The sequence below is a fragment of the Desulfovibrio litoralis DSM 11393 genome (assembly GCF_900143255.1).
Taxonomy (GTDB): domain Bacteria; phylum Desulfobacterota; class Desulfovibrionia; order Desulfovibrionales; family Desulfovibrionaceae; genus Frigididesulfovibrio_A; species Frigididesulfovibrio_A litoralis.
Map to the genome: position 1 here is coordinate 125242 of NZ_FRDI01000004.1, position 24300 is coordinate 149541.

19 protein-coding genes are annotated in these 24300 nt (G+C 35.8%); 12 read left to right on the forward strand and 7 right to left on the reverse strand.

All coding sequences use genetic code 11. The features are described from left to right. Both BT999_RS05395 and BT999_RS05400 read right to left on the reverse strand, forming a co-directional pair. Nucleotides 1-789 (reverse strand): DUF169 domain-containing protein, encoded by a 789-nt coding sequence (locus BT999_RS05395; protein ID WP_072696754.1) that lies wholly within the window; start codon nucleotides 787-789, stop codon nucleotides 1-3. Between the two features lie 357 nt (nucleotides 790-1146). Beyond that, complete coding sequence (locus tag BT999_RS05400) at nucleotides 1147-3417, reverse strand: STT3 domain-containing protein (RefSeq protein ID WP_072696755.1); 2271 nt, start codon at nucleotides 3415-3417, stop codon at nucleotides 1147-1149. A 275-nt stretch (nucleotides 3418-3692) separates the two neighbouring features. On the opposite strand from BT999_RS05400, the gene BT999_RS05405 reads away from it, so the two are divergent. The 12 genes from BT999_RS05405 to BT999_RS05460 all read left to right on the forward strand — a co-directional run bounded on the left by BT999_RS05405 (nucleotide 3693) and on the right by BT999_RS05460 (nucleotide 18020). Further along, the gene (locus BT999_RS05405; protein ID WP_072696756.1) at nucleotides 3693-5663 is read left to right on the forward strand and encodes an N-acetylmuramoyl-L-alanine amidase; all 1971 of its coding nucleotides are present in this window, start codon (nucleotides 3693-3695) and stop codon (nucleotides 5661-5663) included. Nucleotides 5664-5873: 210 nt separating this feature from the next. Further along, the gene (locus tag BT999_RS05410) at nucleotides 5874-6437 is read left to right on the forward strand and encodes an OmpH/Skp family outer membrane protein (RefSeq protein WP_072696757.1); all 564 of its coding nucleotides are present in this window, start codon (nucleotides 5874-5876) and stop codon (nucleotides 6435-6437) included. 106 nt (nucleotides 6438-6543) lie between these two features. After that, a complete protein-coding gene (lpxD, locus tag BT999_RS05415; protein WP_072696758.1) occupies nucleotides 6544-7587 on the forward strand; it encodes a UDP-3-O-(3-hydroxymyristoyl)glucosamine N-acyltransferase in 1044 nt (347 codons plus the stop codon). A 104-nt stretch (nucleotides 7588-7691) separates the two neighbouring features. Beyond that, entirely contained in the window at nucleotides 7692-8162 is a 471-nt protein-coding gene (fabZ, locus tag BT999_RS05420) for a 3-hydroxyacyl-ACP dehydratase FabZ (protein ID WP_072696759.1), read from the forward strand. After that, nucleotides 8162-8968, forward strand: a complete 807-nt coding sequence (gene lpxA, locus BT999_RS05425; protein WP_072696760.1) for an acyl-ACP--UDP-N-acetylglucosamine O-acyltransferase — start codon at nucleotides 8162-8164, stop codon at nucleotides 8966-8968. The genes fabZ and lpxA overlap by 1 nt, the downstream gene beginning before the upstream one ends. 132 nt (nucleotides 8969-9100) lie before the next feature. Continuing rightward, nucleotides 9101-9952: an LpxI family protein gene (locus BT999_RS05430; RefSeq protein ID WP_072696761.1), complete on the forward strand. Its 852-nt coding sequence runs from the start codon at nucleotides 9101-9103 to the stop codon at nucleotides 9950-9952. Between the two features lie 83 nt (nucleotides 9953-10035). Further along, complete coding sequence (locus BT999_RS05435; RefSeq protein WP_084650608.1) at nucleotides 10036-11721, forward strand: glutamine--tRNA ligase/YqeY domain fusion protein; 1686 nt, start codon at nucleotides 10036-10038, stop codon at nucleotides 11719-11721. 138 nt (nucleotides 11722-11859) lie between these two features. Further along, complete coding sequence (yajC, locus tag BT999_RS05440; RefSeq protein WP_143145499.1) at nucleotides 11860-12216, forward strand: preprotein translocase subunit YajC; 357 nt, start codon at nucleotides 11860-11862, stop codon at nucleotides 12214-12216. Nucleotides 12217-12332: 116 nt separating this feature from the next. Then, nucleotides 12333-13925, forward strand: coding sequence for a protein translocase subunit SecD (gene secD, locus BT999_RS05445; protein WP_072696762.1), 1593 nt, complete (start codon nucleotides 12333-12335; stop codon nucleotides 13923-13925). Nucleotides 13926-13979: 54 nt separating this feature from the next. After that, nucleotides 13980-15098, forward strand: a complete 1119-nt coding sequence (gene secF / locus BT999_RS05450; RefSeq protein WP_072696763.1) for a protein translocase subunit SecF — start codon at nucleotides 13980-13982, stop codon at nucleotides 15096-15098. A 142-nt stretch (nucleotides 15099-15240) separates the two neighbouring features. Continuing rightward, a complete protein-coding gene (gene metG, locus BT999_RS05455; protein ID WP_072696764.1) occupies nucleotides 15241-17244 on the forward strand; it encodes a methionine--tRNA ligase in 2004 nt (667 codons plus the stop codon). 227 nt (nucleotides 17245-17471) lie between these two features. Then, nucleotides 17472-18020, forward strand: coding sequence for a ferritin-like domain-containing protein (locus BT999_RS05460; RefSeq protein WP_072696765.1), 549 nt, complete (start codon nucleotides 17472-17474; stop codon nucleotides 18018-18020). A 319-nt stretch (nucleotides 18021-18339) separates the two neighbouring features. Here the strand turns inward: BT999_RS05460 and BT999_RS05465 are convergent, their stop codons facing one another. The 5 genes from BT999_RS05465 to BT999_RS05485 form a co-directional block, all read right to left on the reverse strand. Beyond that, nucleotides 18340-19938: an L-aspartate oxidase gene (locus BT999_RS05465; RefSeq protein WP_072696766.1), complete on the reverse strand. Its 1599-nt coding sequence runs from the start codon at nucleotides 19936-19938 to the stop codon at nucleotides 18340-18342. Between the two features lie 136 nt (nucleotides 19939-20074). Beyond that, the gene (locus BT999_RS05470) at nucleotides 20075-20746 is read right to left on the reverse strand and encodes a DUF4254 domain-containing protein (protein ID WP_072696767.1); all 672 of its coding nucleotides are present in this window, start codon (nucleotides 20744-20746) and stop codon (nucleotides 20075-20077) included. Nucleotides 20747-20776: 30 nt separating this feature from the next. After that, the gene (locus BT999_RS05475) at nucleotides 20777-21286 is read right to left on the reverse strand and encodes a YdcF family protein (RefSeq protein ID WP_178139321.1); all 510 of its coding nucleotides are present in this window, start codon (nucleotides 21284-21286) and stop codon (nucleotides 20777-20779) included. Nucleotides 21287-21416: 130 nt separating this feature from the next. After that, a complete protein-coding gene (locus BT999_RS05480) occupies nucleotides 21417-23171 on the reverse strand; it encodes an ARMT1-like domain-containing protein (protein ID WP_072696769.1) in 1755 nt (584 codons plus the stop codon). 52 nt (nucleotides 23172-23223) lie between these two features. Next, nucleotides 23224-24120 (reverse strand): NAD(+)/NADH kinase, encoded by an 897-nt coding sequence (locus BT999_RS05485; protein WP_084650609.1) that lies wholly within the window; start codon nucleotides 24118-24120, stop codon nucleotides 23224-23226. Nucleotides 24121-24300: the final 180 nt, after the last annotated feature.

Consider the following 24300-nt stretch of genomic DNA (forward strand, 5'->3'; position numbering starts at 1 on the left):
TTATTCATCTCCTTTGTCTTTTTTGAAAATCAGTAGAGGACAGTTTTTACAAACGTCAGCACCCGGGAACGGATCTCCGGGTCTTGTAATTGAGCTTGAACCCAAATTGCGTTTACGCTCAAGCAAACGTTCGACTGTCATCAATATATGTTCTCCGGGAATTATAACGTTGACTTCGCCGCGTTCTGTTTTTCCGGAGTTATAGCTACCTGAACATGCCGGTAAAATATTGGCATGTTTGTTAAGATAGGAATATACATTTCCGCCACAAGCCGAAGAACTCATGGTTATATTAGCATGTAAAGGGTGAATGTCTGTTGCTGCCATCCAGTCTATAGCTAAGTGATATGATTGCATATTGTCGCAATAAAAGTGTACAGTACTAGGCGGCATTTTAGCATCGCCTAAAGGGCCAACACCAAGAGCCTTTAATTTTCCGAGAGGAAGACGTGGTTTAGAAAGAGAAAACTTTTTAGCTTGTTCAAAATTACGCACATATTTCATTTGAGTTTTAATTTCATCATCATCGATATCTTTCCAGCCAAAGCTAACTTTCCCGTTGGAACAAGCTAATTTATCAGGAGTTCCAAGTACTGTTTGAGCTTTCATTCGAGCTGAAACTTCCCATTGACAAAAAGTCATTGGTTTTACAGGGAGGTAAACATCATGTTTATCCTTAAATTCTTCTATTGATGCATCGTCGAAAAGAAAAGTTAAGGCAATAGGGTGGTGATATAGACGAAATTCGTCCATTAAAATCTTTTGTGCTTCTGCATAACTAAGACTCATATTTTTTCTCCTTATTTTATATGTTGTTTGATTTAATGGGCTATTGTGAATTAATATACAATTAGCCTAAAACTAATTAAATTCTTACTATGATTTCATAGTAATGTCTAGGTGTAAAAAAATAATGGGTAAAACTTCTTTGTCTTTTTATTTTTACGCACTTAAGCTATTGTAAAAATTTATTTATTTTGTTTGTATCTTAAGCCTAAAAGAAGTGTATTTTTTATATTTATTTTTTTGTATCAATTTGAGGCTTGTGTATTAATAAACTTTTATATGTTTGTAATAAAAAACAACAAGCCTTTATGTATTTTTTGTCATACATAAAGGCTTGTTGTGAAGTAGTTGTGAAAAAAGTTATTTTACTCTAAAAACTCTGGTGAAAGTATTGTCAAAGACAAGTTCAAAATAAGGGCTGAATCTTGGATCGTTTGGTTCCGATAAAAGCAGTTGAACCATCAAGGTATTATATATCTCAGAGCTTACGATAATTTTTTCTTGTGTTTTTGTGTTTAATATAAAGTGTTTTTCGGTGATTCGGAAATAGTTTTTTCTTTCTACTTTTTCCGGTGTAAAAATATCAATACTGGCGGCGTAAACCGGTTGTAAGGTTGGGTGTACTATTATTCCCGAGTCGAAGTTATATGTAATGTTTTTATTGAGATTGTTGACAAGATAATCTTTTCCTTTTTGAGTTTTAAAATCCCAAGTTCCAAAATATGAAATCCAATGAGAGATAGGAATAAGGTCAAAATTAACAACGAGATATTGCTCTCCATATTGTTCAACCGGGGCATTAATCGGTGGTGAGTTTTCAAGCTCTTCCAATAGGGAGTGGATTTGTTCCGGAGTCATGGAATTCATAGTAGTATAGGGAGCATTATTGAGCTTGGCGGTATATTTAATAATTTGGCGAGCTAAAAAAGGGTTTTCCGTACTATAGACCAAAGCGGGAAGATATAGAGACGTTCCGCTATGTCTTGCTCCGTCTGCAATTGTATAGCGTTTGGCAAAATGGTGTGCGGCATAACCCCAGTCCCACCAGATCCAAACAAAGCTGTTAGGAGCTGTATTTTTTTTGATAAAAATTAAGGCTTCTGCGGTTTCTCTGGAAATTGAAGGTCCTAGGCTGATTTGTGATGTTTTGTTTACTATAGGTAAAGAAAGGAATAGGCTTATAATCAGGGCGGTTAAAAGCCCCAAAGATTTAGAAAATGATGTTTTAAACATATAGCTGATAAAAGAAAGCAAGCTTGCCGACCCGACAAAAAAACCGAGGCTGATAATTGGGGCACCGAACATACCCATTCTTCCGCCAAGCTTTAAGCTTGATAAAGAAATTGCCAACAAAGGAATTAAAAAAATAAGACTGGGGTAAAAAATAAGCAGTACAATAAATAGTATTAAACCGCTTACAACCATAAAAGTCCAGGGGTGTAGATAGGTTAAAAGTTCTTTGAATTTTATATCATGCACTTCTACTATTGACTGAGTTACTGCAGGATATGGCAAAACAGGGTTGTTAATATTGGTTGTTGTCGGAGTGTGCTTTATATAACTCATTATTGAGGCGTAAAAATCATTCCATACGGCTTCGCTTAGGCAGAATATAGCAACAGCTAGCCAAAGCAGGGCTGTTATAAAAAAATAGAAATATTTGATTTTCTTTTCAGGTTTAAATAAAATCATTAAAAACTTGTTTAACGTTGAATTTTGTTTGTATGCTTGCTTGTTATAATATTGATAAAGCAAGATAAATAATAAGAGGCAACCACCCAAAATACCGCCATAAAAAGCATTGCTTAAAGGCAACGAAAATAAAAGAGCTTTTAGTAATAATGACTTTTTAGTATTGGGACGGGCGAAAACAAGGATAAAAAGCGGAGTAAATAAAGCAAAAAATCTTGTGAGGTATACAAACAAAGAGTGCCAGTCTTGAGACCAATAACCTAAAAAACCCCCCAAAAACAGTAAAAAGTAAATTCCGATACCGTCTTTGTGTTCGGTTATTATATCAGGTTTTTGAGAGCTGTTTTTCAATTTTAATGATGATAATAAACGTAAAGCAATGGAAAAAGGGGAATCAATATACTTTTTTAACCAATAGGCGGGAATTAAAGGAAGAAGAACCGCAAATAAAAGAGTAATTAGGTCAGTATCATAGCTTCCAAGAGTTGTACGTCCAAAAAAACTTGGAGATAAAGAACAGATTATTCCGGCACCCATTCCGGCAAAAGGATAGCCAAGCACAGCCCCCCATAAAGTTATTGCAACGGCGATAAGACTTGCTAAAATTGGAACAAGCCAAAAAGCGACCTCGGCTGTTGGAAGTTTTGTGATTGTTGTTGCATATTTGGCGAGCAAAGACATGGGGTGTCCTTTGCCAAATTCAAAATCTTCGGCACCGGCTATCCAGTGATAAGCGTCGTGTGTTGAGAGTAAGTGTTCGCCTTCTATCATATATTCACTGTTGTTCCAAACATTCAGTTCATACATTCTTAAACTTAAACTTAGCGAAAATGAGATAATTACGGCAAGTAAAAGAACGCCGAGCGTAACGTTTGATTGATTGCGATATGATAAAAGGTTGTTTGACCAATGATTTTGCATTATACTTTCTGTTTGCATAAATTAAGCAAGGTGTCCTTTTGATTAAATTTTCTGGTTGTTGCCTGTATAAAATAAATTTTTGACTTGTTTTTATTCCGTTAATATTAAATGTGTTTTGTGTGAAGACTATTCACAATAGTCTCATTTTGGTTAAAAATTTTAGGTCTTACTTTTGAAACAATACTTGTATTCTTTTAAAAAATAGTCTAGATATTTTATAAAGTATTGTGCTTTATTTTTTCTCTTACTTTACTTGTATAAATATATAAGATTTTTGAATTGAGATTTTATTGATGATAAACAATAAACATTTTTATATTAAACCGTTTTTGATAAACTTTGTGGTTATCTTGCTTGTTCAAGGACTTTTTTGTTCTATTTTTTTTCAAGCTGCTTTTGCTGCACCCAATAATTCCGCGACGAAAAAATATGATGCTTTGTTGGTGGAATATAATAAGCTAAAAGCAAACAAAGATAAAGTTCGTTTTAGACATAACTGGGAAAAAATTATTAACGACTTTGACGAGTTAAATAGAAGCAATGATAAAGCTCTTGCTACTAAGTCATTGTTTCAACAAGCGAAAATCGCTGAAAGTTTGTCCCAATATACTCGTGCGTCTCAAGATGTTAAAAAAGCAATATCTTTATTTAATGAGTTTATAAAGCGTTATCCGAAAAGTGAATTTATTGATAACGCCTTATATTCCCGAGGGTTGTTGTTGCTTGCTTTAAATAGTGAAACGGCAGCTCAAAAAGATTTTGAACTAATTATTGCAAAATATAAAAAATCGGAATTTGTTGATAATGCCAAGTCAGAGTTGGAAAAAATAAAAAAAGATAAGCCTAAAGTGGCGAACCCTGTTATTCCAACTACTAATGATAAATTTGAAGCTCTTCATACCGAGCTTTTAAATAATTCAAAAAATGATCAAAAAAATACAGTTAAGCCAAATATTCAAGAAAATAAAACAACAGTAAATAACGAGCCTGATCCGGATAAAGCCCAAAAACTTTATGCTCAGGCAGTAAAAGAGTGGAAAGAAACACAAACAAAAAATAGTAAAGCTGTTAAAAATGAAGTTTGGAAGAAGCTTGCCGAAGATTTTTATCAGGCATATTTAACCGCACCAAACGGAGAAGTTGCTCCAAAAGCTTTATATCAAGCAGCCAAGGCTTACGAGTCTTTGGCTTTGCGTACTCAAAAAAACGCTGATTGGGAACAGGTAGCCACTAGTTATTTGTTGTTGGAAAAAAACTTTCCTGAGAATAGCTTGGCTGATGATGCTTTATATTCTGCCGCTCTGATTTTTAAAGATAAATTAAAGCAAGTGGACACTGCCAAAGTACATTTTTCTTCTATTTTAAGCTTGTCAAAAAAAGGTGATATGTATGGCAAGGCACAAAAGCAGCTTTCTTCTTTAACTGCGGTTAATGCGGTTAACGTAGCAAAAGAGAATGTCTCTAAAAAAAATACAAAACTTGAAGAACAAAAAGAGAAAAACACTGAGCCAAAGGTTGATCCAAAAGTTGATTCAAAAGGGAATAGCCCTGTGCCAACAAGACTGGTAGAACAGCTTGGACTGGATATAAAAACCATTATGATTGATGCCGGACACGGCGGTAAAGACCCGGGAGCGGTTGGTAACGGGTTAACGGAAAAGAAGATTGTTTTAAATATGGCAAAAAAACTAGGGGAAAAGCTTACTAAAATGGGGTTTAAAGTAGTTTATAGTCGAGATAAAGATGTTTTTATTCCCTTACAAAAAAGACCTATGTTCGCTAACTCCAAAAAGGTCGACTTATTTGTTTCACTCCATATAAATGCGAATCCCGACTCTCAGGTTTCCGGTATTGAAACTTATTATCTTGACGTAGCCAGCAATAGCGGGGCGATTAAAGTTGCGGCAAGAGAAAACGGAGTGAGCATAGGGAAAATAAGTGATTTACAAGCAATTTTGGCTGATTTTATGTTGGGTTCAAAGTTGAGTGAGTCGCGAGATATTGCAAAACTTGTCTTGGAAAATATGAAAACTAGTGTTAGGGGCGGTAATTTAAAGGTTTCTGATAACGGAGTAAGGTCAGCCCCGTTTTATGTTTTGATGGGGGCAAAAATGCCGGCGGTTTTGGTGGAAGCCGGATATTTAACTAATTCTAATGACCTTGAATTATTAAAAAATGATTTATATTTACAAAAGATAACAGATGGTATAGCTAATGCTATAATGATTTATAAAAAAAATATTACAAATATTGCTCAACGTTAATCGTTTATTTTAAAAAACTAAAAAATAGGCTGAAATAACCTTGACTAATAAGTAAGTGCGATATATAAAAAGTTAGTTTTACGAAAAAAGTCTAGACTTTTTATCGTGATAACTATAATATAAACAACAATGTCTTTTATTTGCTTAATGGATACAAATTTATTTAAAGTCTAAAATATACTTTAGACTTATAACAAGGAGCTATATATTATGGTTAAGTGTTTTTTTCTTGCTCTCGCAGGAGTAATGCTTTTTGCCGCACCTGTTTTTGCAGCAGAGCTTAAACTTGGTATTTTTAATATGCAGTACGTTGCGACTCAGTGTGATGCCGCTAAAGCTGTTCAGAAAAAAATGCAAGATCAGTTTTCCGCTGAAAAAACAGCAATTGAAAAACAAGAAGCTGAATTGAAACGTCGTGCTGAAGAAATGCAAAAAAGTGGTGATAAAATGACTCCTGAAGCCAGAGAGGACAAAAGAACCCAATTTATCCGCATGAAACGCGACTACGAAGATAAGGCTAGAAGCTTCTTGCGTAGAGTAGAGCAAGCAGAAATGAAAGCTCGTCAAGACATTACTTTGCTTATCGTTAAAGCCGTTCAAGAAATTGGAAATGCCAAAAGTTATACTGTTATCATGGACGGTATGAGTGCCGGTGTTCTTCATGCTGATAAGAGCGTTGACGTTACTCAAGCTGTTTTAGACGAAGCAAACAAAATCTATAAAACTAGCGGAATCCCTGCGTTGCCAAGTGCAAATGCAAAGCCTAAAAAGTAAGCTTTTTTAAAAGCAGAGCTTTAAATTTTGGTCGGCTAACGCCTTTTTATGGGTTGCCGACCATTTTTTATGATAAAACTGTATAAATGCAAGAATATAGAGGGTGATGATGGAATTTACACTTAAATTTATTGCCGATAAAATGGGGCTAGAACTTAAAGGCGACGACTGTATTATTACCGGATTAAATACTCTTGAAGTTGCCGGACCACAGGATATAAGTTTTTTGGCTAATCCTAAATATATCTCTTCTATTGAAACAACAAAAGCCGGGGCTGTCGTAATTTCTCCCGAATATGCTCATCTGGTTAAAAGAGCTATTATTAGTTCTAACCCTTATTTTGATTTTGCCAAACTTTTAACATTTTTTTCCAAACCACAAGGGTCTTTTCAAGGAATCAGCCCACAAGCTTATATTCACCCTGAGGCTGAGCTTGCGGAAGATGTTACCGTATATCCTTTTGCTTATGTTGGTGCCAAGGCAAAAATAGGCAAAGGTTCTTGTCTTTTTTCAGGCGTGTATATAGGTGAAGATTGCAAGGTTGGAGATAATTGTATTATTTATCCCAATGCCGTGTTGATGGCTTCGGTTGAACTTGGTTCTGATTCGATTATTCAGGGCGGTGTTGTGTTGGGGGCTGATGGTTTTGGCTTTGTTCCGAATGGGGATAATATTTTTAAAATTCCTCAGATTGGTAAGGTTTCAATCGGAAAAAGGGTTGAAATAGGTGCAAATGCAACTATTGACCGTGCTGCTTTGGATTATACCACAGTCGGAGATGACACGAAAATTGATAACCTTGTTCAAATAGGGCATAACTGCAAAATCGGAAACGCCTGTTTGATTGTTGCCCTTGTTGGTATTTCCGGCAGTACAAAAGTTGGCAATAGGGTAACCTTGGCCGGGCAAGCCGGTTTGTCGGGGCATTTGTCAATTGGCGATGATGTTACCGTAGGTCCGCAATCAGGAGTTGCTAAAGATATTCCTTCCAATAGCGTTGTTGGCGGTAGCCCGGCTATGGATAAAAGAGATTTTTTAAGAAACGCAATCATCGCTCCAAAGCTTCCTGAGATGTATAATAAAATAAAGGGTTTAGAAAAAGAGGTTGCCGAGTTAAAGGCTCTTGTCCAAACTTTGGCAAATAAATAAAATTTTCTACTCTTGTGTTTTTGTTTTTTATCAGTAATAATAAATAAATTCATTTTTATAAATACTGTTTATGTAACTTATAAAATTTTTAATATGGTGAATATATGAGCGAACTTGTTAAACCTTTTCCTGATTTTGACTTAAAAGAAATTTTAAGGCTTTTACCTCATCGTTATCCTTTTTTGCTTGTTGATAGAGTTACTGACTTTGTACAGGGTGAGAGTATTAAGGCCTTTAAACATGTTACTTATAACGAACCTTTTTTCCAAGGACATTTTCCGGGTTTCCCCGTTATGCCGGGGGTTTTAATTGTAGAAGCCTTGGCTCAAACCGGTGGGCTTATGGTTTTAAAGAGCATGGAAAGTGTGCCGACTGATAAACTTTTTCTCTTTTCGGCTATAGATAAAGTTCGTTTTCGCAGGCAGGTTGTTCCCGGAGATCGTTTAGATTTGCATGCTCGTTTGTTACGTCAAAAAATGATCTTTTGGAAAATGGAATGTAAAGCTTATGTAGATGGTCAACTCGCTGCTGATGCTGAATTAACTGCTGCAATTGTTGATCGAGAAGGTGTTTAATGAGTACAAAAATTCACCCAAGTGCGATAGTTGACCCAAAAGCAGAATTGGCGGAAGGTGTAGAGGTTGGACCTTATGCCATTATCGAAGCCAATGTTTTTATTGGCAAAAATTCAAAGATAGACGCACATGCTTCTGTTAAGTCCTATACTCGTATGGGCGAAAAAAATCGTGTTCATTCCTATGCCTGCATTGGTGTTGAACCTCAAGATTTAAAATTTCATGGTGAAGAAAGTTGGTTGGAAATAGGCAATAATAATAACATCAGAGAATTTTCAACGCTGAGCCGTGGTACGGAGCTTGGAAGTTTTTCCACCAAAGTAGGCGATAATAATCTTTTTATGGCTTATACTCATGTTGCCCACGACTGTCAGCTTGGAAACAATATTATTATGTCAAACTGTGCAACTTTAGCAGGGCACGTTCAGGTTGATGACTTTGTTATTTTAAGCGGTCTTTCGGCCGTTCACCAGTTTGTCAGAATTGGTACGCATGCTTTCGTTGGCGGAAAGACAGGAATTGCTCAAGATTTGCCTCCTTATATGCTTGCTATAGGCAATAGAGGCGGGGTGCAGTCGCCTAATTTGGTCGGTTTAAAACGTATGGGAGCAAGTCAAGAGCTTGTTAGCATAATGAAAAACGTTTTTCGTATGTTTTGGAAGTCTGATTTAAGCAGAAGTGAAGCCCTTGACCAAATAGAAAAGGAATATGGACAACATCAAGAAGTAATTAATTTTGTTAACTTTGTTCGTTTGAGTGAGCGTGGAGTTCTCTCAACTTTTGAACAGTCTAAAAATAGTGATTAAGCTTGATTTATTTTGTTTTTAGCCAGCGGTTTTTTTGACGGATAAAAATAAAATATGTTTAAATCGCTTATTTATAGATATTTGCTTCTTAATCGTGTATTTTTTATAAATTATTAAACTAACCTGATAGTTATGGATATTTTTAAACAAAGTCCTGTTGTTGGAATTATTGCCGGTGGTGGTCAGTTTCCTGTTTTAGTAGCAAGAGCGGCACATGCCAGAGGGCTTAAAGTAGTTATGACAGGCTTTGTCGGGCATACAGACCCCTTGATTGCCAAAGAGGCTGATGCTTTTAAAATGATACATTTAGGGCAGTTAACTGCTTTAGTGAATTTTTTTAAAAAACATAATGTGGTGAATATTTGCATGGCAGGAGCGGTTTCTAAACCAAAAGCTCTTGATTTGCGTCCTGATTGGCGAGCCGCTAAAGCTTTATTTAATCTTGCAAGGCGAGGAGATAACGATTTATTGTCTTTAGTTGTAAGAGAGCTTGAAGCTGATAATTTTCTACTTTTTCAGGCGGCTGATTTATCTCCTGATTTGCTTGCTCCGGTTGGCATACTTACCGCTAATTTACCTGATCATGTTTTACAGGAAATGCAATATGCTTGGTCTGTCTTAAAGGGAATTGGCTCTTATGATATAGGACAGGCGATAGTCGTCAAAGAACGCATGGTGATTGCTGTTGAAGCTATAGAAGGTACTGATGCAACTATCAAGCGAGCCGCCGAGCTTGTTGGTGAAGGTTGTGTTTTGGTAAAAACCTTAAAACCTAACCAAGATGGACGCACCGACCTTCCGGCTTTAGGTTTAAAAACAATTGAGTTATTAACCAAATATAAATATGCCGGGTTAGGATATGAGGCGGGAAAGAGCCTTTTTTTTGATGTTCAAGAAGCGATTAGGTTGGCAGAAAAAAATAAATTGAGCATAGTTGGAATTCCGAGTGAAGGCATAGAAAATTTGACTAATTATAATCAATAATTATATAAAAAATTACTTGTTATTGAATTTTAGTTTTTTTGAAATATTAAATCAAAACTTAATTAAGTTATAAGGTAAATAAGATGAATGTAGATAGCATAATCGAAAATGAGAATAATAAAGATTCAGCCGTAAAACAACCCTCTGACTTTATTCGCACTCGCATTCAAACAGATTTGTTAAACGGAAAGAATAATGGGCGTTTACATACCCGCTTTCCACCTGAACCAAACGGTTATCTACATTTAGGACACGCTAAATCTATTTGTTTGAATTTTGGTGTTGCCAATGAATTTAACGGCTTATGCAACTTGAGGCTTGATGATACTAACCCCACAAAAGAAGAAGTTGAATATGTTGATTCTATTCGCAATGATGTTAAGTGGTTAGGGTTTAGTTGGGACGATCGTGAGTTTTTTGCCTCTGATTATTTTGAATTTTTTTATGAACAGGCGGTTCGTTTAATTAAAATGGACAAGGCTTATGTTGATAGTTTATCGGCCGATGAAATCAGGGCATATCGAGGAACTCTAAAAGAACCCGGAAAAAATAGCCCTTATCGCAATCGCAGTATAGAAGAAAATCTTGATTTGTTTAAGCGTATGCGTAATGGAGAGTTTGAAGACGGAACTCATGTTTTAAGAGCGAAAATAGATATGAGTTCGCCTAATGTGGTTATGAGAGACCCGACTTTATACCGCATTCGCAAAGTTGCACACCATAGAACAGGTGATAAGTGGTGCATTTATCCTATGTATGATTTTGCACATTGTTTATCTGACTCTCACGAGGGCGTTACTCACTCTTTGTGTACTTTGGAATTTGAAAACAACCGAGAATTATATGATTGGGTTTTGGAAAACCTTGAGCTTTTTCGTTCGCAACAAATAGAATTTGCTCGTTTAAATATTACACGCACGGTTTTATCAAAACGTAAACTCATTCAGCTTGTACAAGAAAAGCATGTTAACGGTTGGGACGATCCGCGTATGCCGACTTTAAGCGGTTTAAGACGCAGGGGATGTACGCCGGAAGCTTTACGTAACTTTTGTTCTCGTATAGGCGTCTCCAGAGCTGACAATATGGTTGAATACAGCATGTTGGAATTTTGTATGCGAGAGCATTTAAACGCTATTGCTCCTAGGCTTATGGCAGTTCTTGACCCGATTAAAGTCGTAATTGAAAACTATCCCGAAGGGCAAGTTGAATGGTTTGACATGCCGCTTGACCCTGAAGATGAAAGTAAAGGCAAGAGAAAAGTTCCTTTTGGGCGTACTCTTTTTATAGAAAGAGACGACTTTAAAGAAGAAGCACCGAAAAAATATCACCGCTTATCTGTGGGCAAAGAAGTTCGTTTGCGTTACGCTTACTATATTGTTTGTCAAAGTGTAGTAAAAAATGAACAAGGTGATATTGTTGAACTGCGTTGTACTTATGATCCGGCAACAAAAGGCGGTTGGTCTGAAGACGGGCGTAAAGTAAAAGGCACTCTACATTGGGTAGAAGCTGAGAACGCCGTTAAAGCCGAGGTTAGGCTTTATGATTATTTGTTTAAAGTTGATAATCCGAGTGCGGAAGACGACTTTTTAACCTGTATTAATCAAGATTCTTTGAAAAAAATCGAAGCTTATATCGAACCGGCTTTAAATCAACGTGAAATTGGAGATATAGTCCAGTTTGAACGCTTGGGTTATTTTAGAAAAGATGAAGATTCAACTCAGAACAAATCTGTATTTAATCGTACCGTCGGTTTAAAAGAATCTTGGTAAAAACTTAACCTTTAAGCGATTTTTTGTTTAAAGAATGTTTGCAACTTTTTCAGATAAGGTATAAACTCAAAAGGTTGATTGTTTTATTGGAAATATTTTTTTGGTAAAAAAGTTATTTGTTAAATATATGGAGGTTTTATGTTGTTTGTTGAAGTAGCTAGTGCTATGGGCGGAGCCGGTGGCGATGCTGCGGCTCAGGGGGGCTTAGGTGGTTTTGCCTCTTTTGTTCCTTTAATTTTAATGTTTGCGATTTTTTATTTTTTGATTATTCGTCCGCAACAAAAAAAGAATAAAGAATATAAAGAAATGCAGGCATCCTTAAAAGTCGGCGATAAAGTGATTACTGCCGGTGGAATGTATGGCGAAATCACAGAAATTAAAGGTGATTTGGCTGTTGTTGACCTTGGAAATAAAGTTGTTGTTACTGTAGGGCGTGCTTATATTGCGGCGGCTCCTACTCCAAAGGTTAGTAAAGAAAGCGACAAGAAAAAATAAATGTGAATAATCATAAGACCTTTGTAATATATTTTAAATAGTTATATTGCAAAGGTCTTATTTTGATTTTTAATATATTTAACAAATACATACAGATTTAGAGTTAGGAGTTTATTATGACAAACAAGCTGAGCTTTAGAATTGCCGTTAGTTTGGTAATTTTAATTACAGCTGCCGCATATGCTTTACCATTTTTTTCGAGTGTGGAAAATTCATCTTTTATTCAATATTTTCCGTCAAACCGTATTAATCTTGGCTTAGATCTTAAAGGCGGAATGCACTTAACGCTTGGAGTTGGAGTTGATAAAGCAATAGAAAACTCTTTGTTACAAAATGGTAGAGAGCTTATCGTTTTAGCTCGCAAAGAAAAAATTGTCGTTCAAAAACCAAAACTTTTACCTGATGGCAGTCTCGAATTTACTTTACTGAATCAGGACACAAAAAATACTTTGTCTGAACTTTTAACAAAATATTTTCCGACAATAGAGGTTGTTTCAAGCTCTGTTGTAGGTGATGGAAAATCTTTACGTTATGTTGTTAAGTTTTCTGATGCCGAGCGTGGTCGTTTGGCCGATTTAACCTTAGACCAAGCTCTTAAAACAATTCGTAATCGTATTGATGAGTTTGGCGTATCTGAACCTGATATTAGAAAGTTTGCCGAATCACAACGTATTCAAATTCAACTTCCGGGGCTTGAAGATCCCGCCAGAGCGGTTGAACTGATTGGAAGAACAGCGGCTTTAGAATTTCGTTTGGTTGCTTCACCGACAGATAGCGGGTTAGGAGCAACAGAGGTTTTGCCTTATGCTACTTCGAGAGGCGAAAATCAAAAACAAGGCGAAACAGTAACTGTTTATAAAGATACTTTATTATCAGGTAAGAGTGTCGCCGACGCCAGACAAGGTTTTGATACTCGTCCGGGTGGAAATAATGCACCTCTTGTTGAAATTAGTTTTGATGCTAGCGGGGCTACTTTATTTGAACATATCACAACAGAATATAAAGGGCATTATTTAGCTATCGTTTTAGATGATAAAGTTTATTCCGTAGCCAGAATTAATGAACCTATTAAAGGTGGTAAAGCACAAATTTCAGGCTCTTTTTCAGTGCCTGAAGCTACAGACCTAGCACTCGTGTTACGTGCCGGTTCTTTGCCTGCTCCCGTTACTATTTTAGAAGAGCGTAACGTAGGGCCTTCTCTTGGACAAGATTCGATAGATAAAGGGCTTCAGGCGACCATACTTGGCTTTGTGCTTGTTGTTGTCTTTATGACTGTTTATTATAGAGCTTCCGGTTTGATTGCTAATTTAATGTTATGTCTTGATTTAATTTTATTATTGGCAGGTATGGCGATTTTTGGTGCAACTCTGACCTTACCGGGTATAGCGGGCATTGTCTTGACTCTCGGTATGGCGGTTGATGCTAACGTTTTGATTTTTGAACGTATCAGAGAAGAGCTGAATTTGGGAAAAAGTTCGTTAGAGGCCGTTAAAGAAGGTTTTTCAAAGGCATCGGTAACGATTATTGACTCAAACCTGACTACAATCATAGCTGCTGTGATTTTATATCAATTTGGAACAGGACCGATTCGTGGGTTTGCAGTAACTTTATGTATTGGTATTTTAGCTTCTATGTTTACTGCTGTTTATGTTGCACATATTATTTTTGATCTTTGGGTTAAAAAAGACGATAGCAAAATCAGCATTTAATGAAAGTAATTTATAAAGTTTATCTGTTAACTATTGCAGTTATGGAGCAAAATAATGAAATTTTTTAGTTTGGTTCCCAATAATCTAAATATTGATTTTGTACGCTTACGCAGAATCTCATATTTTATTTCGGGTTTTATTTTATTAATTGGTATAATATCTTTAGTATATAACGGTGGATTGCGTTATGGAATAGACTTTGCCGGTGGTGCTATTGCACAAGTTAAGCTTGATAAAAGCGTTGACGCCGAAGCAATCAAGGCGGCGTTAAAAGGTTCTGCTCCTGAGGGTTTTACTGTTCAAAGTTTTGGAGCTAAAGAAGATAACACTTGGCTTATTCGTATTCCAAGTTTTCAAAATGAAGATAGTAATAAGGTTCGTCAAAATATTACGAACGCCTTTGCAAGCAAATTTGCTGATGCTCACCCGATTTTAGAGCGTTTGGAAGTCGTTGGTCCTAAAGTTGGGGCTGATTTAAGAGCCAAAGCCTTGGAAGCCATGTTTTATTCTATTTTGTTTATGGCAGTTTATATCTCAGGGCGTTTTGAACAAAAATGGGCTATTGCGGCTTTATTGACCGTATCTTTATCTGCTGTTTTATATATCTTGGCACAATTTAACGTAAGTATCAGTTGGCTTGTGTTGTTTGCTCTGTTAATTACCATTGGTTTATGTGTTAAATTGCGGCTGACCTTTGCACTTGGAGCTATTGTCTCAATTTTGCACGATATTTTGATAACCGTTGGTCTTTTGTCAATTTTAGGCGTTGAGTTTGACCTTACTACTATTGCGGCATTATTGACCTTAGTTGGTTATTCTTTAAACGATACAATTATTGTTTTTGACCGTATTCGTGAAAATATCCGTGAAAATACTTACAATAAAGTAAAGTTGAATCTGGAAGAAATTATTAATAAAAGTGTTAATCAAACTTTAAGCCGTACTATTTTGACTTCGGCGACGACTTTATTGGTTTTATCGGCTCTTTTAATTTATGGCGGAAGTTTAATTTTTGACTTTGCTTTAGTTATGTTTATGGGTGTATTTATAGGAACGGCATCATCAATCTTTGTTGCCAGCCCTGTTTTATTGGCGTTAGGAACAGCAACCGTGTTGCCTGATGAAAATGAAAATAATAAACCTGTTGTTTATGAAGATGGTTCTCAAGTATAAGTAATTAATGAATGTTTTATTGGAAAAAATGTAGGTTTGGCTTATGTTTTTTCCAATATTTATTATTTTTTATGTTTTAACTTTTTGGGCTTTATTTAAGAACAAAGATTTTTACTCTAAAAAGTTTTAAAGGTATTATCCGATGAAAAATTTTTATCTTTCAACTCCTATTTATTATGTTAACGCAAAACCTCACTTAGGACATGCTTATACCAGTATTTTGGCTGATTCTCTTTGTCGCTTTCATCAGCTTAAAGGTGAAAAAACTTTTTTGGTAACAGGTTCAGATGAACATGGTGATAAAATCGTAAAAGCCGCCGAAAAAGAAAAACTTGATGTTAAAACTTTTACAGACAATATAAGCCAAGCATTTAAAGATATTTTACCTAAGCTTGGAGTAAACAACTCTGCTTTTGTGCGTACCAGTAGTGAAAAACATAAAAAATGCGTGCAAGAATTTTTGCAAAAAGTTTATGATAAAGGTGATATTTATTTTGGAGAATATGGCGGGCATTATTGCTATGGTTGTGAACGCTTTTATACGGAAAAAGAATTACTTGCAGACGGAACTTGCCCTCAACACTTAGTTAAGCCCGAATATATTAGCGAAAAAAACTATTTTTTCAAAATGTCTAAATATCAAGATTGGTTAGTTAAACATATTGAGGAAAATCCTGATTTTATACGTCCGGAACGTTACCGCAACGAAGTTCTCAGCATGTTGAATAGTGGCGATTTGGAAGACTTGTGTATCTCTCGTCCAAAGTCTCGTTTAAGTTGGGGAATTGAACTGCCCTTTGACAATAATTATGTATGTTATGTCTGGTTTGATGCGTTATTAAGTTATATTTCAGCCTTAGGCGGAGAAAAAGGACAAGCGTTTAACGAATTTTGGAATAATGCCGAACATTTAGTGGCTAAAGATATTTTAAAACCTCATGCTATTTTTTGGGCGTGTATGTTAAAATCAGCCGAGCTTCCGATTTATAAACATTTAAACGTGCATGGCTATTGGCTTGTGCGTGATACTAAAATGTCAAAATCTCTTGGAAATGTTGTTGCTCCGTTAGATATGATTGATAAATATGGTTTGGCGACTTTTCGTTATTTTCTTTTAAGAGAAATGCATTTTGGATCTGATGCGAGCTTTTCTATTGAAGCTTTAGTTAGTAGGCGTAATGCTGATTTGGCGAATGATTTGGGGAATTTGTTTAGCCGAGTTTTGGCGATGAATGCTAAATATTTTGGTTCGGTTTTACCGCAAAAAGTTGTAGACGGCGAGCTTGAACTTGAACTTGCTTCTTTAGCAAAAAATTCTTTTCAAAACTTTCAAACCATGTTTGAAAACTTGCGTTTTTCCAACGCTCTTGAGGCATTATGGGAACTAGTGAGGGCTTTGAATAAGTATATAGACAGTGCTGCCCCGTGGGTGTTGCATAAAGCTCAAGAAATTCCTCGCCTTGGAACGGTTATATATACTTTACTTGAGTATATGAGAAAGATAAGCTTGCATTTATGGGCTGTTATGCCTGAAACTGCGGAAGAAATGTTAAGTTTGTTGGGGGTTAAGTTTGATATTAATCAAGTTAACTTAGAAGCCGAAATTGAAAGTTTCGGAAGCTTGCAAGTTGGTTCTCATTTAGCGGCAAATTGCAATTTATTCCCGCGTATAGATGTTGTTAAACCAGATAACTCAATTGGCTCGATTGGCTCGACTGGCTCGACTGGATCAACAGGGAAAACAAAAGCAAATAAAGAGAAAAAAGTTGCCAATGTTCAAAGCGAAACTTTAAAATCAACCGAATCTTATCTTGATTTTAGTGATTTTCAAAAGCTTGATTTGCGTATCGGAACTATTTTGGAAGCAGAACAACACCCGAACGCCGATAAACTTTTATGTTTTAAAATTGATGTTGGTGAAGAGTCAACTCGCCAAATTGTTTCAGGTATAGCCGAATTTTTTAACCCAAAAGACTTAGTTGGCAAACAGGTTGTTGTTTTAACAAATTTACCGCCGAGAAAATTAAGAGGTGTAGAATCGCAAGGCATGATTTTAACTGCCGCTTATAGTAACAATGAAAACAAAGAAGTTTTAAGTTTATTGACTGCTATGGAACATATTAAAAGCGGTGCAAAAATTTCGTAAGCAAAAATATTGTTGTTAATATAGCATATATGTTGAACTTTTTAGGCTGTCTATTTTGACAGCCTATTCTTTTTGTTAATAGAACTTGAGAATAATATTTTTTTATTTTATTATCAGTAATAGACTAATAATAAAAAATGCTTATTGTTATAATATGTTTTGGTAATTAATTGATAAATTAGAGTCTTAACTAATATTTTTTCTACTTTTAACTAAAGGAGTCTACAATGGCTAATAATAAAAAAGACACAAGCAAGAAAAAGGTTATTGATACTTTAAACGAAGCTCGTGCAAGAGAACTACACGCAATCAGCCTTTATATGAGCCAACATTACGCACTTGATGCTATGGATTATGGTGAATTGGCGGCGAAAATGAAACTTATTGCCATAGACGAAATGCGTCATGCCGAAAATTTTGCCGAACGCATTAAAGAGCTTGGTGGAGAACCGGTTACCGGACACGGTTCTAAAGTAGTACGTGGTAATACCGTATTGGAAATATTTAACAGCGATGTAAATGTTGAAGATGATGCGATTGAAATGTATAATCAAGCTGTAAATATTTGTAGAGAAAATAACGACAATATCAGCATGAAACTCTTTGAAACAATTATCGCCGAAGAGCAATTGCACATGAATTATTTTGAAAATATCTCTCAACATGTTAAAAATCTTGGTGATACTTACTTATCAAAAATTGCCGGAACTTCTGCTTCAACCGGTCCTACAAGCAAAAGCTTTGCCCTTAACTTAAACCCCGGGGCAACAGCGTAACATAGACCTAATAATAAACGCTGAACGCAAAACTGAGTTTTGCATGCCCTTACTTTAGAAGTATTGAACAAAAAAAGAGACAAGCTTATTTTTTATCTTGTCTCTTTTTTATTGCTAACTATTAAAGACCATTGCAAAACTCCGTTTTGCGTGCTTTTATTATCGTTTGATGCTCTGTGTGTACATAGCATCAAACGTTTTAAGACACAAAAACCACTAATTTTACAGGAAAATTTAATTTTCCTTATTCGTGATTTTTGGAGCGTCTTTCTGACGAAAGCCACTTTGAGACTATTGTGCAATTGTCTCTACTATGTATTTAGTCAATCATGTTATGACAGCCGAGTTTTTTCGGGTTACGCATTGCCGCTTGTGTTAAGACATAAGCACTCTGGCAACCATGGAACAAGTCTATTAAAGATTTATTTATCGTTGTTAATTTATAAAAATCATGTACATGGGTTGATAAGTCTCTAAGTTCTTCAAAAGCTCGTCTTAAACGTGCATGACTACGAATAATTCCAACATAATTCCAAGTAGTGCTACGAATTGTTGTCCAATCTTGGGCAATTAAGGCAGGGTCGTCATTTTTTTCATTCCCGATATATTTCCAATCAGAGATTGATTCTAAAAGACGATTGGATAAGCGCAAGCTAGTAATATTTTTATTAATGTGTTCCGCCGCTTGATAACCCCAAACCAGAGCCTCCAATAAAGATGTGCTGGCTAAGCGGTTAGCTCCGTGTAAACCGGTACAAGAACATTCGCCTATACTGTAAAGATTATTTAAAGAAGTTTCTCCCCAAAGGTTTGTTAATATTCCGCCGCAAAAATAATGTGCTGCCGGTACAACCGGAATAGGTTCTTTTCGAATATCAATACCTGATTTGAGACAGTGTTCATAGATAGTCGGAAATCTCTCTTTTGGGTCAGTTTTCAACGTTTTTGTATCAAGAAAAACACAAGGTGAACCAGACGTTAAAAGTTCGTTGACTATGGCTTGAGAGACAATATCTCGAGGGGCAAGTTCTTCTCTCTGGTCATATTTTTTCATAAACCTTTCACCCTTTGCATTAATGAGCCTTGCTCCTTCGCCTCTCATTGCTTCCGTTATTAAAAAGCGTGAAGGGGCATGGTCAAAAAAAGCTGTTGGGTGAAACTGTACATACTCAAGATTGGTCATTCGTACCAAAGCTCGACTTGCCATAGCAAAAGCAGAGCCTATTACTGATGGATTATTGGTTGTGTGCAAAAATATTTGTCCGGCTCCGCCACTGGCTAAAATCGTTACGTCTGCTAAGATTGTTTGAACGGTAGAGTTGTTTTCGTCAAAAACATGAGCTCCGCAACATTTATTTATTACTTGATAGCGATAGGTTTTGCTTTGAGAGTGGTGGTGGATAGTTAATAAGTCTATTGCCGTGTGTTGAGTTAAAACTTTTATGTTGGGGTGGCTTGCTACGGCTTTTGTTACGCCTTGCATAATCGCTAAACCCGTATAGTCGGCACAGTGTAAGATACAGGGGCTATGGTGTCCGCCTTCTCTGGCTAAGTCCCAAGCATTTGCGGCGTTATCTGATTTTATTTTGGCAAAAGGTATTTTGAGACGATCAATAAGAATTTTGTCAACAATTTCCGGGCCTTTTCTGGCTAAATGTCTTACTGCCCAATGGTTATTGAGATTATGTCCTGCATTTAGAATATCGCCTTCTAATTCTTTGGGGTTTTCTTTGGCGGCTTTATAGACGATACCACCTTGAGCAAGGGGAGAGTTTCCGCTTAAAAGTTCTTTTTCAGAAGTAATAAGGGTTACTTCCAGTCCTTTGTCAGCAAGTATCAAGGCGGCGGTTGAGCCGGCTAAACCTGAGCCGATAATCAAAGCTTGGGTTTTTATCGTATTTGTTTTATTGAAAGTCATTTGTCAACTCTTTGGTAAAAGCTCTTTAACTCAACCAGTAGTATTTATTAAGTTTTTATCAATTTTTAAGGTTGATTAAGATTTGTTTTTACTCTGATTTCTCAATGTGCAAGTTAGATTTTTTAATAAGTCAATTCTACTGTTTCTTTTTTGTATTATAAAGAGCAGGGTTTAGATTTGGGTCGTTATACATTTTAAACTGATAATAGACTTTCATTTGTTTTTTACCCGTATAGTAATCTTTGATCAGTTCTAATAAAGCGAGGCTGATGTCTTCTCTTTGTTCAATAAGAACATTTAACTTGTTTTGACAGCTTTCTTTATGAGTTTTATCAACGTCTTGCCTATCGATTTGTTCTTGCATGTGGTAAATTTTTAAAGCCAGTATCGATAATCTGTCTATTGCGAGAGCCGGTGGTTCTGTATTATATTTTTCTGATTTTTGTTCTGTTTGTGATTGTTTCAAGATGTTTAATAAACAAAAATCCACGGCTTCCATGCGGTCATTGCGTTTTTGATTACAAACATCAATGCGATATTTACAATCGGCAATTATACTTGCATCTACGTCTTTACGCCTTGCCTCATCTTCTATATGCCAGAGGGTAAAATTCATATAATGTTGGGCGATAATTGTTTCTTGTAAATTTTTAAAAGAAACGTTTTGCTGAGGCGGAATTATATAAGGGTCATCAATTAGTTGTTGATGCCATAACTCAACGGTTTTACACTGTTCTTTAAGGCTTGATTTTATTGTTTCCAATAAAGCAGTTAAATTTTGGGAAATATCATTAGTTTGTTGTTTCATTTAGTCAACTCAAATAGCGGTTATATTATTTTATCGTATTTTGAATAAATAGGCAGGGTAGGCTACACCTTCCCTGGCAATAGAATATAAATCTCTTGCGAAAAAACTTTTTGGGTAAGCTGTTGTGTTTACTTTAAACCCTTCTTGTTCAAAGGTCAATTTTGTTCTGGGTAGGTGAAAAAACTGGCTGATAATAGCAACGCTTGGTTGTTTTTCTGTCTTAAAATCGTTCAATAATTTATTGTTTTGTATGATATTTTTTAAATTAGTTGCTGTTGCTCTGGTATTATTCCCTTGATTATCCATTATAATATTTTGTTTGGGTATACCTTTTTTTACTAAGTAGTTTCGCATAACCAAAGCTTCGTCGTTACCTCTGGGATCAAGTCCGCCGCTAACTATAATTGTTTTGTAACAGTTTTTTTTATAGAGTTCATAAGCAGTATCTAAACGTGCTTTGAGTTGCTTTGACGGTCTGCCTTCATAATGTACCATAGAACCAAGCACTACGGCAATATCAGCCTGATTATGTTTTTGCATTAACAAGCCGGATAGGGGCAAAAGTATTATTGTTGTTACAGATAATATCAATAAAACAAAAAATATTTTGATATGTTTTTTATTAAACATATAACCGTTACCCCGCTTCCCCAACGATATTTTACATCAATTATTTTTTGTGGCTTAAAGTAGCATCAAAAAATTTTCCAACGCCATATTCACTACGACGGAAGAAACGTTCCGGTGCGGGACCTGTAATTTGTAACTCGGGGTGTTCTTTTTGAACGCTTAAGGCAATATGTAATTCTTTTGTGCAACCTGTTGAAAAAGTTGAATCTTTGCCAGACCAGACCGAGGGTACTTTTTTCTTCATCAAGGCAAAACTTTTTTCTATGTCTTCAGTTGTTTGAAAACGCCAGACGTTGAGGTAACCACTGCGTTGCACTCTTTCCCACATATACATAAGATCGTCGCCGTCCATGCCTTGTATAAAGTGTTCGGCGGGGTTAATAATAAACGTATTTTCCAGTTTGTCTCGCAAATACTTGACGAAAGTGCTTACAACCGAGACCGCAACAGAAGTTTGACCGGGAATAGAGCCAATAATAGCACTATAAAACATAACGGTTTTACCTTCTTTTTTGGCTTTTGCCATATTGGTGATAATTGAGTTGGCAATATTTATTAAGTCTTTTTCCGAAAACTTTTTGATGTGATTCGGGCGGGCTTTACATTGTATGAAGAATTCTTTTGTTTTTTTGTCTCGCCAAAAAGAAATAATATCTCTGGTAAAAGAAAGACTACTTCCTATTAATGCAGAATAGTTGCGTTGACCTTTGGCAACTATGAGGTCTGCTTCCTTCCATGCTCGAGCAAAGGTTGTGCTTGTACGATAAAAATTAAGTTGTTCTTTTGTTCCATCATCAATAATCACAAAGCGATGTTCTCTTAACGCTTGAAGTAATTCATTTTTACTGCTTGAGTTGTTATTAAGAAAATATGCATTTTCCAAAAGTGGTTTTAAGGTCGGGTCTGTTTGCACGTCCCAGATTGTTGGAGCATTAAAATAAAATCCGTTTTTTACGGCTAAAATTACTTGATGTCCGAGTTTTAATAAATGTTTTATTATAAGAAGGTCAAAGAAAAAACCTCCGGCAATATCGGGGATAAAAAGAATCTTTTTATATTCGTTGTTTTCTGATTCAAAAATAGGATATAAACACTCTAAATGGTTTCTATTTTTTTTAAATTCCTTTGGTAGCTCCTCGGGAGAAAACGTTTCCTTCTCTTCCCAGATCTCTTCCATTGTTGAAATTGACAATAAACGCCTTAATTCCATTAAGTCTAATTCTTGGCGTAATTCATGGATATTTATTTCTTTTGTGATGATATTGCGAAAAAACAACAACTTTTCTTTAAATTTATCATCATCAAACGCTGTTTTCCCCAACAGATTGGCTTTTTGTTTTTTGAGAATAAAAGGGTCAGGGTCGGCACACTGAGAAAGAACGATATTCACAAGGCGTTTAATCATGCGAGAGGGTAAAATAATATGCAGGGTAATATAAGTTTTAAAACGCAACCTACAAATATTTAAAATACGTGTATGAGTTTTAGGGTCTAATGAATAACTGCGGATAAGTTTTACGATAAATTTCCACGCCTTAAAATACTCGTGCATGATTGAGCGAGAATGCGGACAATTTAAAATTCCCAAAAATGTTTCATCAGAGGCGGGAATATAGACTTGTCCTTCTTGTAGTGAAACAATAAATTTTAACTGTTCGGGAGAGGCAACCGAATTTTTATTTTGGAAATATTCAATATTGTTTTCAGTTAAAAAGTGATTGATCCAAGCTTCTAAAATCGGGTCTTGAGAAAAATCAATATCTTTTACTTGTTTTATTGAAGGTGGGGTTTTCATTTGTACCTCCCGTTATTTTATGATGGTATAAAGATACAATTTGTTTATATTGTTAGGACGGAGCTAAACCTATAAAACCTTTTTGTTGTAATCTTGCAAAGTAAGAAGAACGTCCTTCAATTTTCGCAAAAGCCAAAGCATTGGGCAAACCTTTTATTGTTATACTGTCTCCAACTTTAAGCGGTAACATATCTTGTCCGTCTCTGGTGAGAAATAAGTCAGGGCCGCCTTCTCTTACAGAAAGAGTGAAGGCAGATTCATGACCAAGTACAAGCGATTTAAAATTACATAAAAATGGGCAAATAGGAGTAACGGAAATTACATTAAGCGATGGCAAAATAAGAGGGCCGCCGGCTGATACGGAATATCCGGAAACACCGGTTGGCGTAGCAATAATAAGACCATCAGCTCGAACAGCTCCAACGCACTCATCGCCAACACATAAATCAAGGCTTACTAAACGGGCTAAGGCACCACGCCCGATAACGGCATCATTTACGGCAAAACCTGAAAAAAACAGCTTGTTTTTGCGTTCTACTTTTATACTTAAAGCTAAACGCCACTCAATATTAAAACCTTTGTTTAAAATACGCTCAAAATCATATTCCCATGAGCTTAGAGGAGTTTCAGCCAAAAATCCGACTCTTCCGAGGTTAACGCCTAAAAGAGGAATTTGGCTTTTGACCAATCTTCTGGCAACGCTGACTATAGTTCCGTCGCCGCCTAAAATAATGCAAAGATCAGGACGTTTTTCTTCAAAGGCTTTACCTTCAGAATATTGATTTTCTCCAATCATAACAACGTCTATACCATGTTTGACAAACCAGTTTTTAAACTGTTCTCCTAAATCGGCGGCTTTTGAGTTTGATCTTTTTAAGACTAAACAGACTAAAGAGATTTGATCTTTATTAATCATGGTTGTTGGTTGTGTTGATTGGTTATTTTTCATTTCTGTGTTGTGCCTTTGCTTTCTCTAAATATTAGTCAATATAATATATTAAAAATAAATTGTAAAATATGGTCTTGCTTTTATGTTAAGAGTATTTGTTTGAAAAAAATAATAAAAACAAGCTTGTTATAGCAATATTAAGAGTGTTTTGATTTGGTGAAAAAAATTATGTGTCTTGAT

Coding starts and splice junctions, on each gene's coding strand:
- BT999_RS05400 (WP_072696755.1), bottom strand. CDS start 3,417: ATGCAAACAGAAAGTATAATGCAAAATCATTGGTCAAACAACCTTTTA.
- BT999_RS05480 (WP_072696769.1), bottom strand. CDS start 23,171: ATGAAAACCCCACCTTCAATAAAACAAGTAAAAGATATTGATTTTTCT.
- yajC (WP_143145499.1), top strand. CDS start 11,860: ATGTTGTTTGTTGAAGTAGCTAGTGCTATGGGCGGAGCCGGTGGCGAT.
- BT999_RS05460 (WP_072696765.1), top strand. CDS start 17,472: ATGGCTAATAATAAAAAAGACACAAGCAAGAAAAAGGTTATTGATACT.
- BT999_RS05405 (WP_072696756.1), top strand. CDS start 3,693: ATGATAAACAATAAACATTTTTATATTAAACCGTTTTTGATAAACTTT.
- secD (WP_072696762.1), top strand. CDS start 12,333: ATGACAAACAAGCTGAGCTTTAGAATTGCCGTTAGTTTGGTAATTTTA.
- fabZ (WP_072696759.1), top strand. CDS start 7,692: ATGAGCGAACTTGTTAAACCTTTTCCTGATTTTGACTTAAAAGAAATT.
- BT999_RS05465 (WP_072696766.1), bottom strand. CDS start 19,938: ATGACTTTCAATAAAACAAATACGATAAAAACCCAAGCTTTGATTATC.
- BT999_RS05470 (WP_072696767.1), bottom strand. CDS start 20,746: ATGAAACAACAAACTAATGATATTTCCCAAAATTTAACTGCTTTATTG.
- secF (WP_072696763.1), top strand. CDS start 13,980: ATGAAATTTTTTAGTTTGGTTCCCAATAATCTAAATATTGATTTTGTA.
- BT999_RS05485 (WP_084650609.1), bottom strand. CDS start 24,120: ATGAAAAATAACCAATCAACACAACCAACAACCATGATTAATAAAGAT.
- lpxA (WP_072696760.1), top strand. CDS start 8,162: ATGAGTACAAAAATTCACCCAAGTGCGATAGTTGACCCAAAAGCAGAA.
- metG (WP_072696764.1), top strand. CDS start 15,241: ATGAAAAATTTTTATCTTTCAACTCCTATTTATTATGTTAACGCAAAA.
- BT999_RS05475 (WP_178139321.1), bottom strand. CDS start 21,286: ATGCAAAAACATAATCAGGCTGATATTGCCGTAGTGCTTGGTTCTATG.
- BT999_RS05435 (WP_084650608.1), top strand. CDS start 10,036: ATGAATGTAGATAGCATAATCGAAAATGAGAATAATAAAGATTCAGCC.
- BT999_RS05410 (WP_072696757.1), top strand. CDS start 5,874: ATGGTTAAGTGTTTTTTTCTTGCTCTCGCAGGAGTAATGCTTTTTGCC.
- lpxD (WP_072696758.1), top strand. CDS start 6,544: ATGATGGAATTTACACTTAAATTTATTGCCGATAAAATGGGGCTAGAA.
- BT999_RS05430 (WP_072696761.1), top strand. CDS start 9,101: ATGGATATTTTTAAACAAAGTCCTGTTGTTGGAATTATTGCCGGTGGT.
- BT999_RS05395 (WP_072696754.1), bottom strand. CDS start 789: ATGAGTCTTAGTTATGCAGAAGCACAAAAGATTTTAATGGACGAATTT.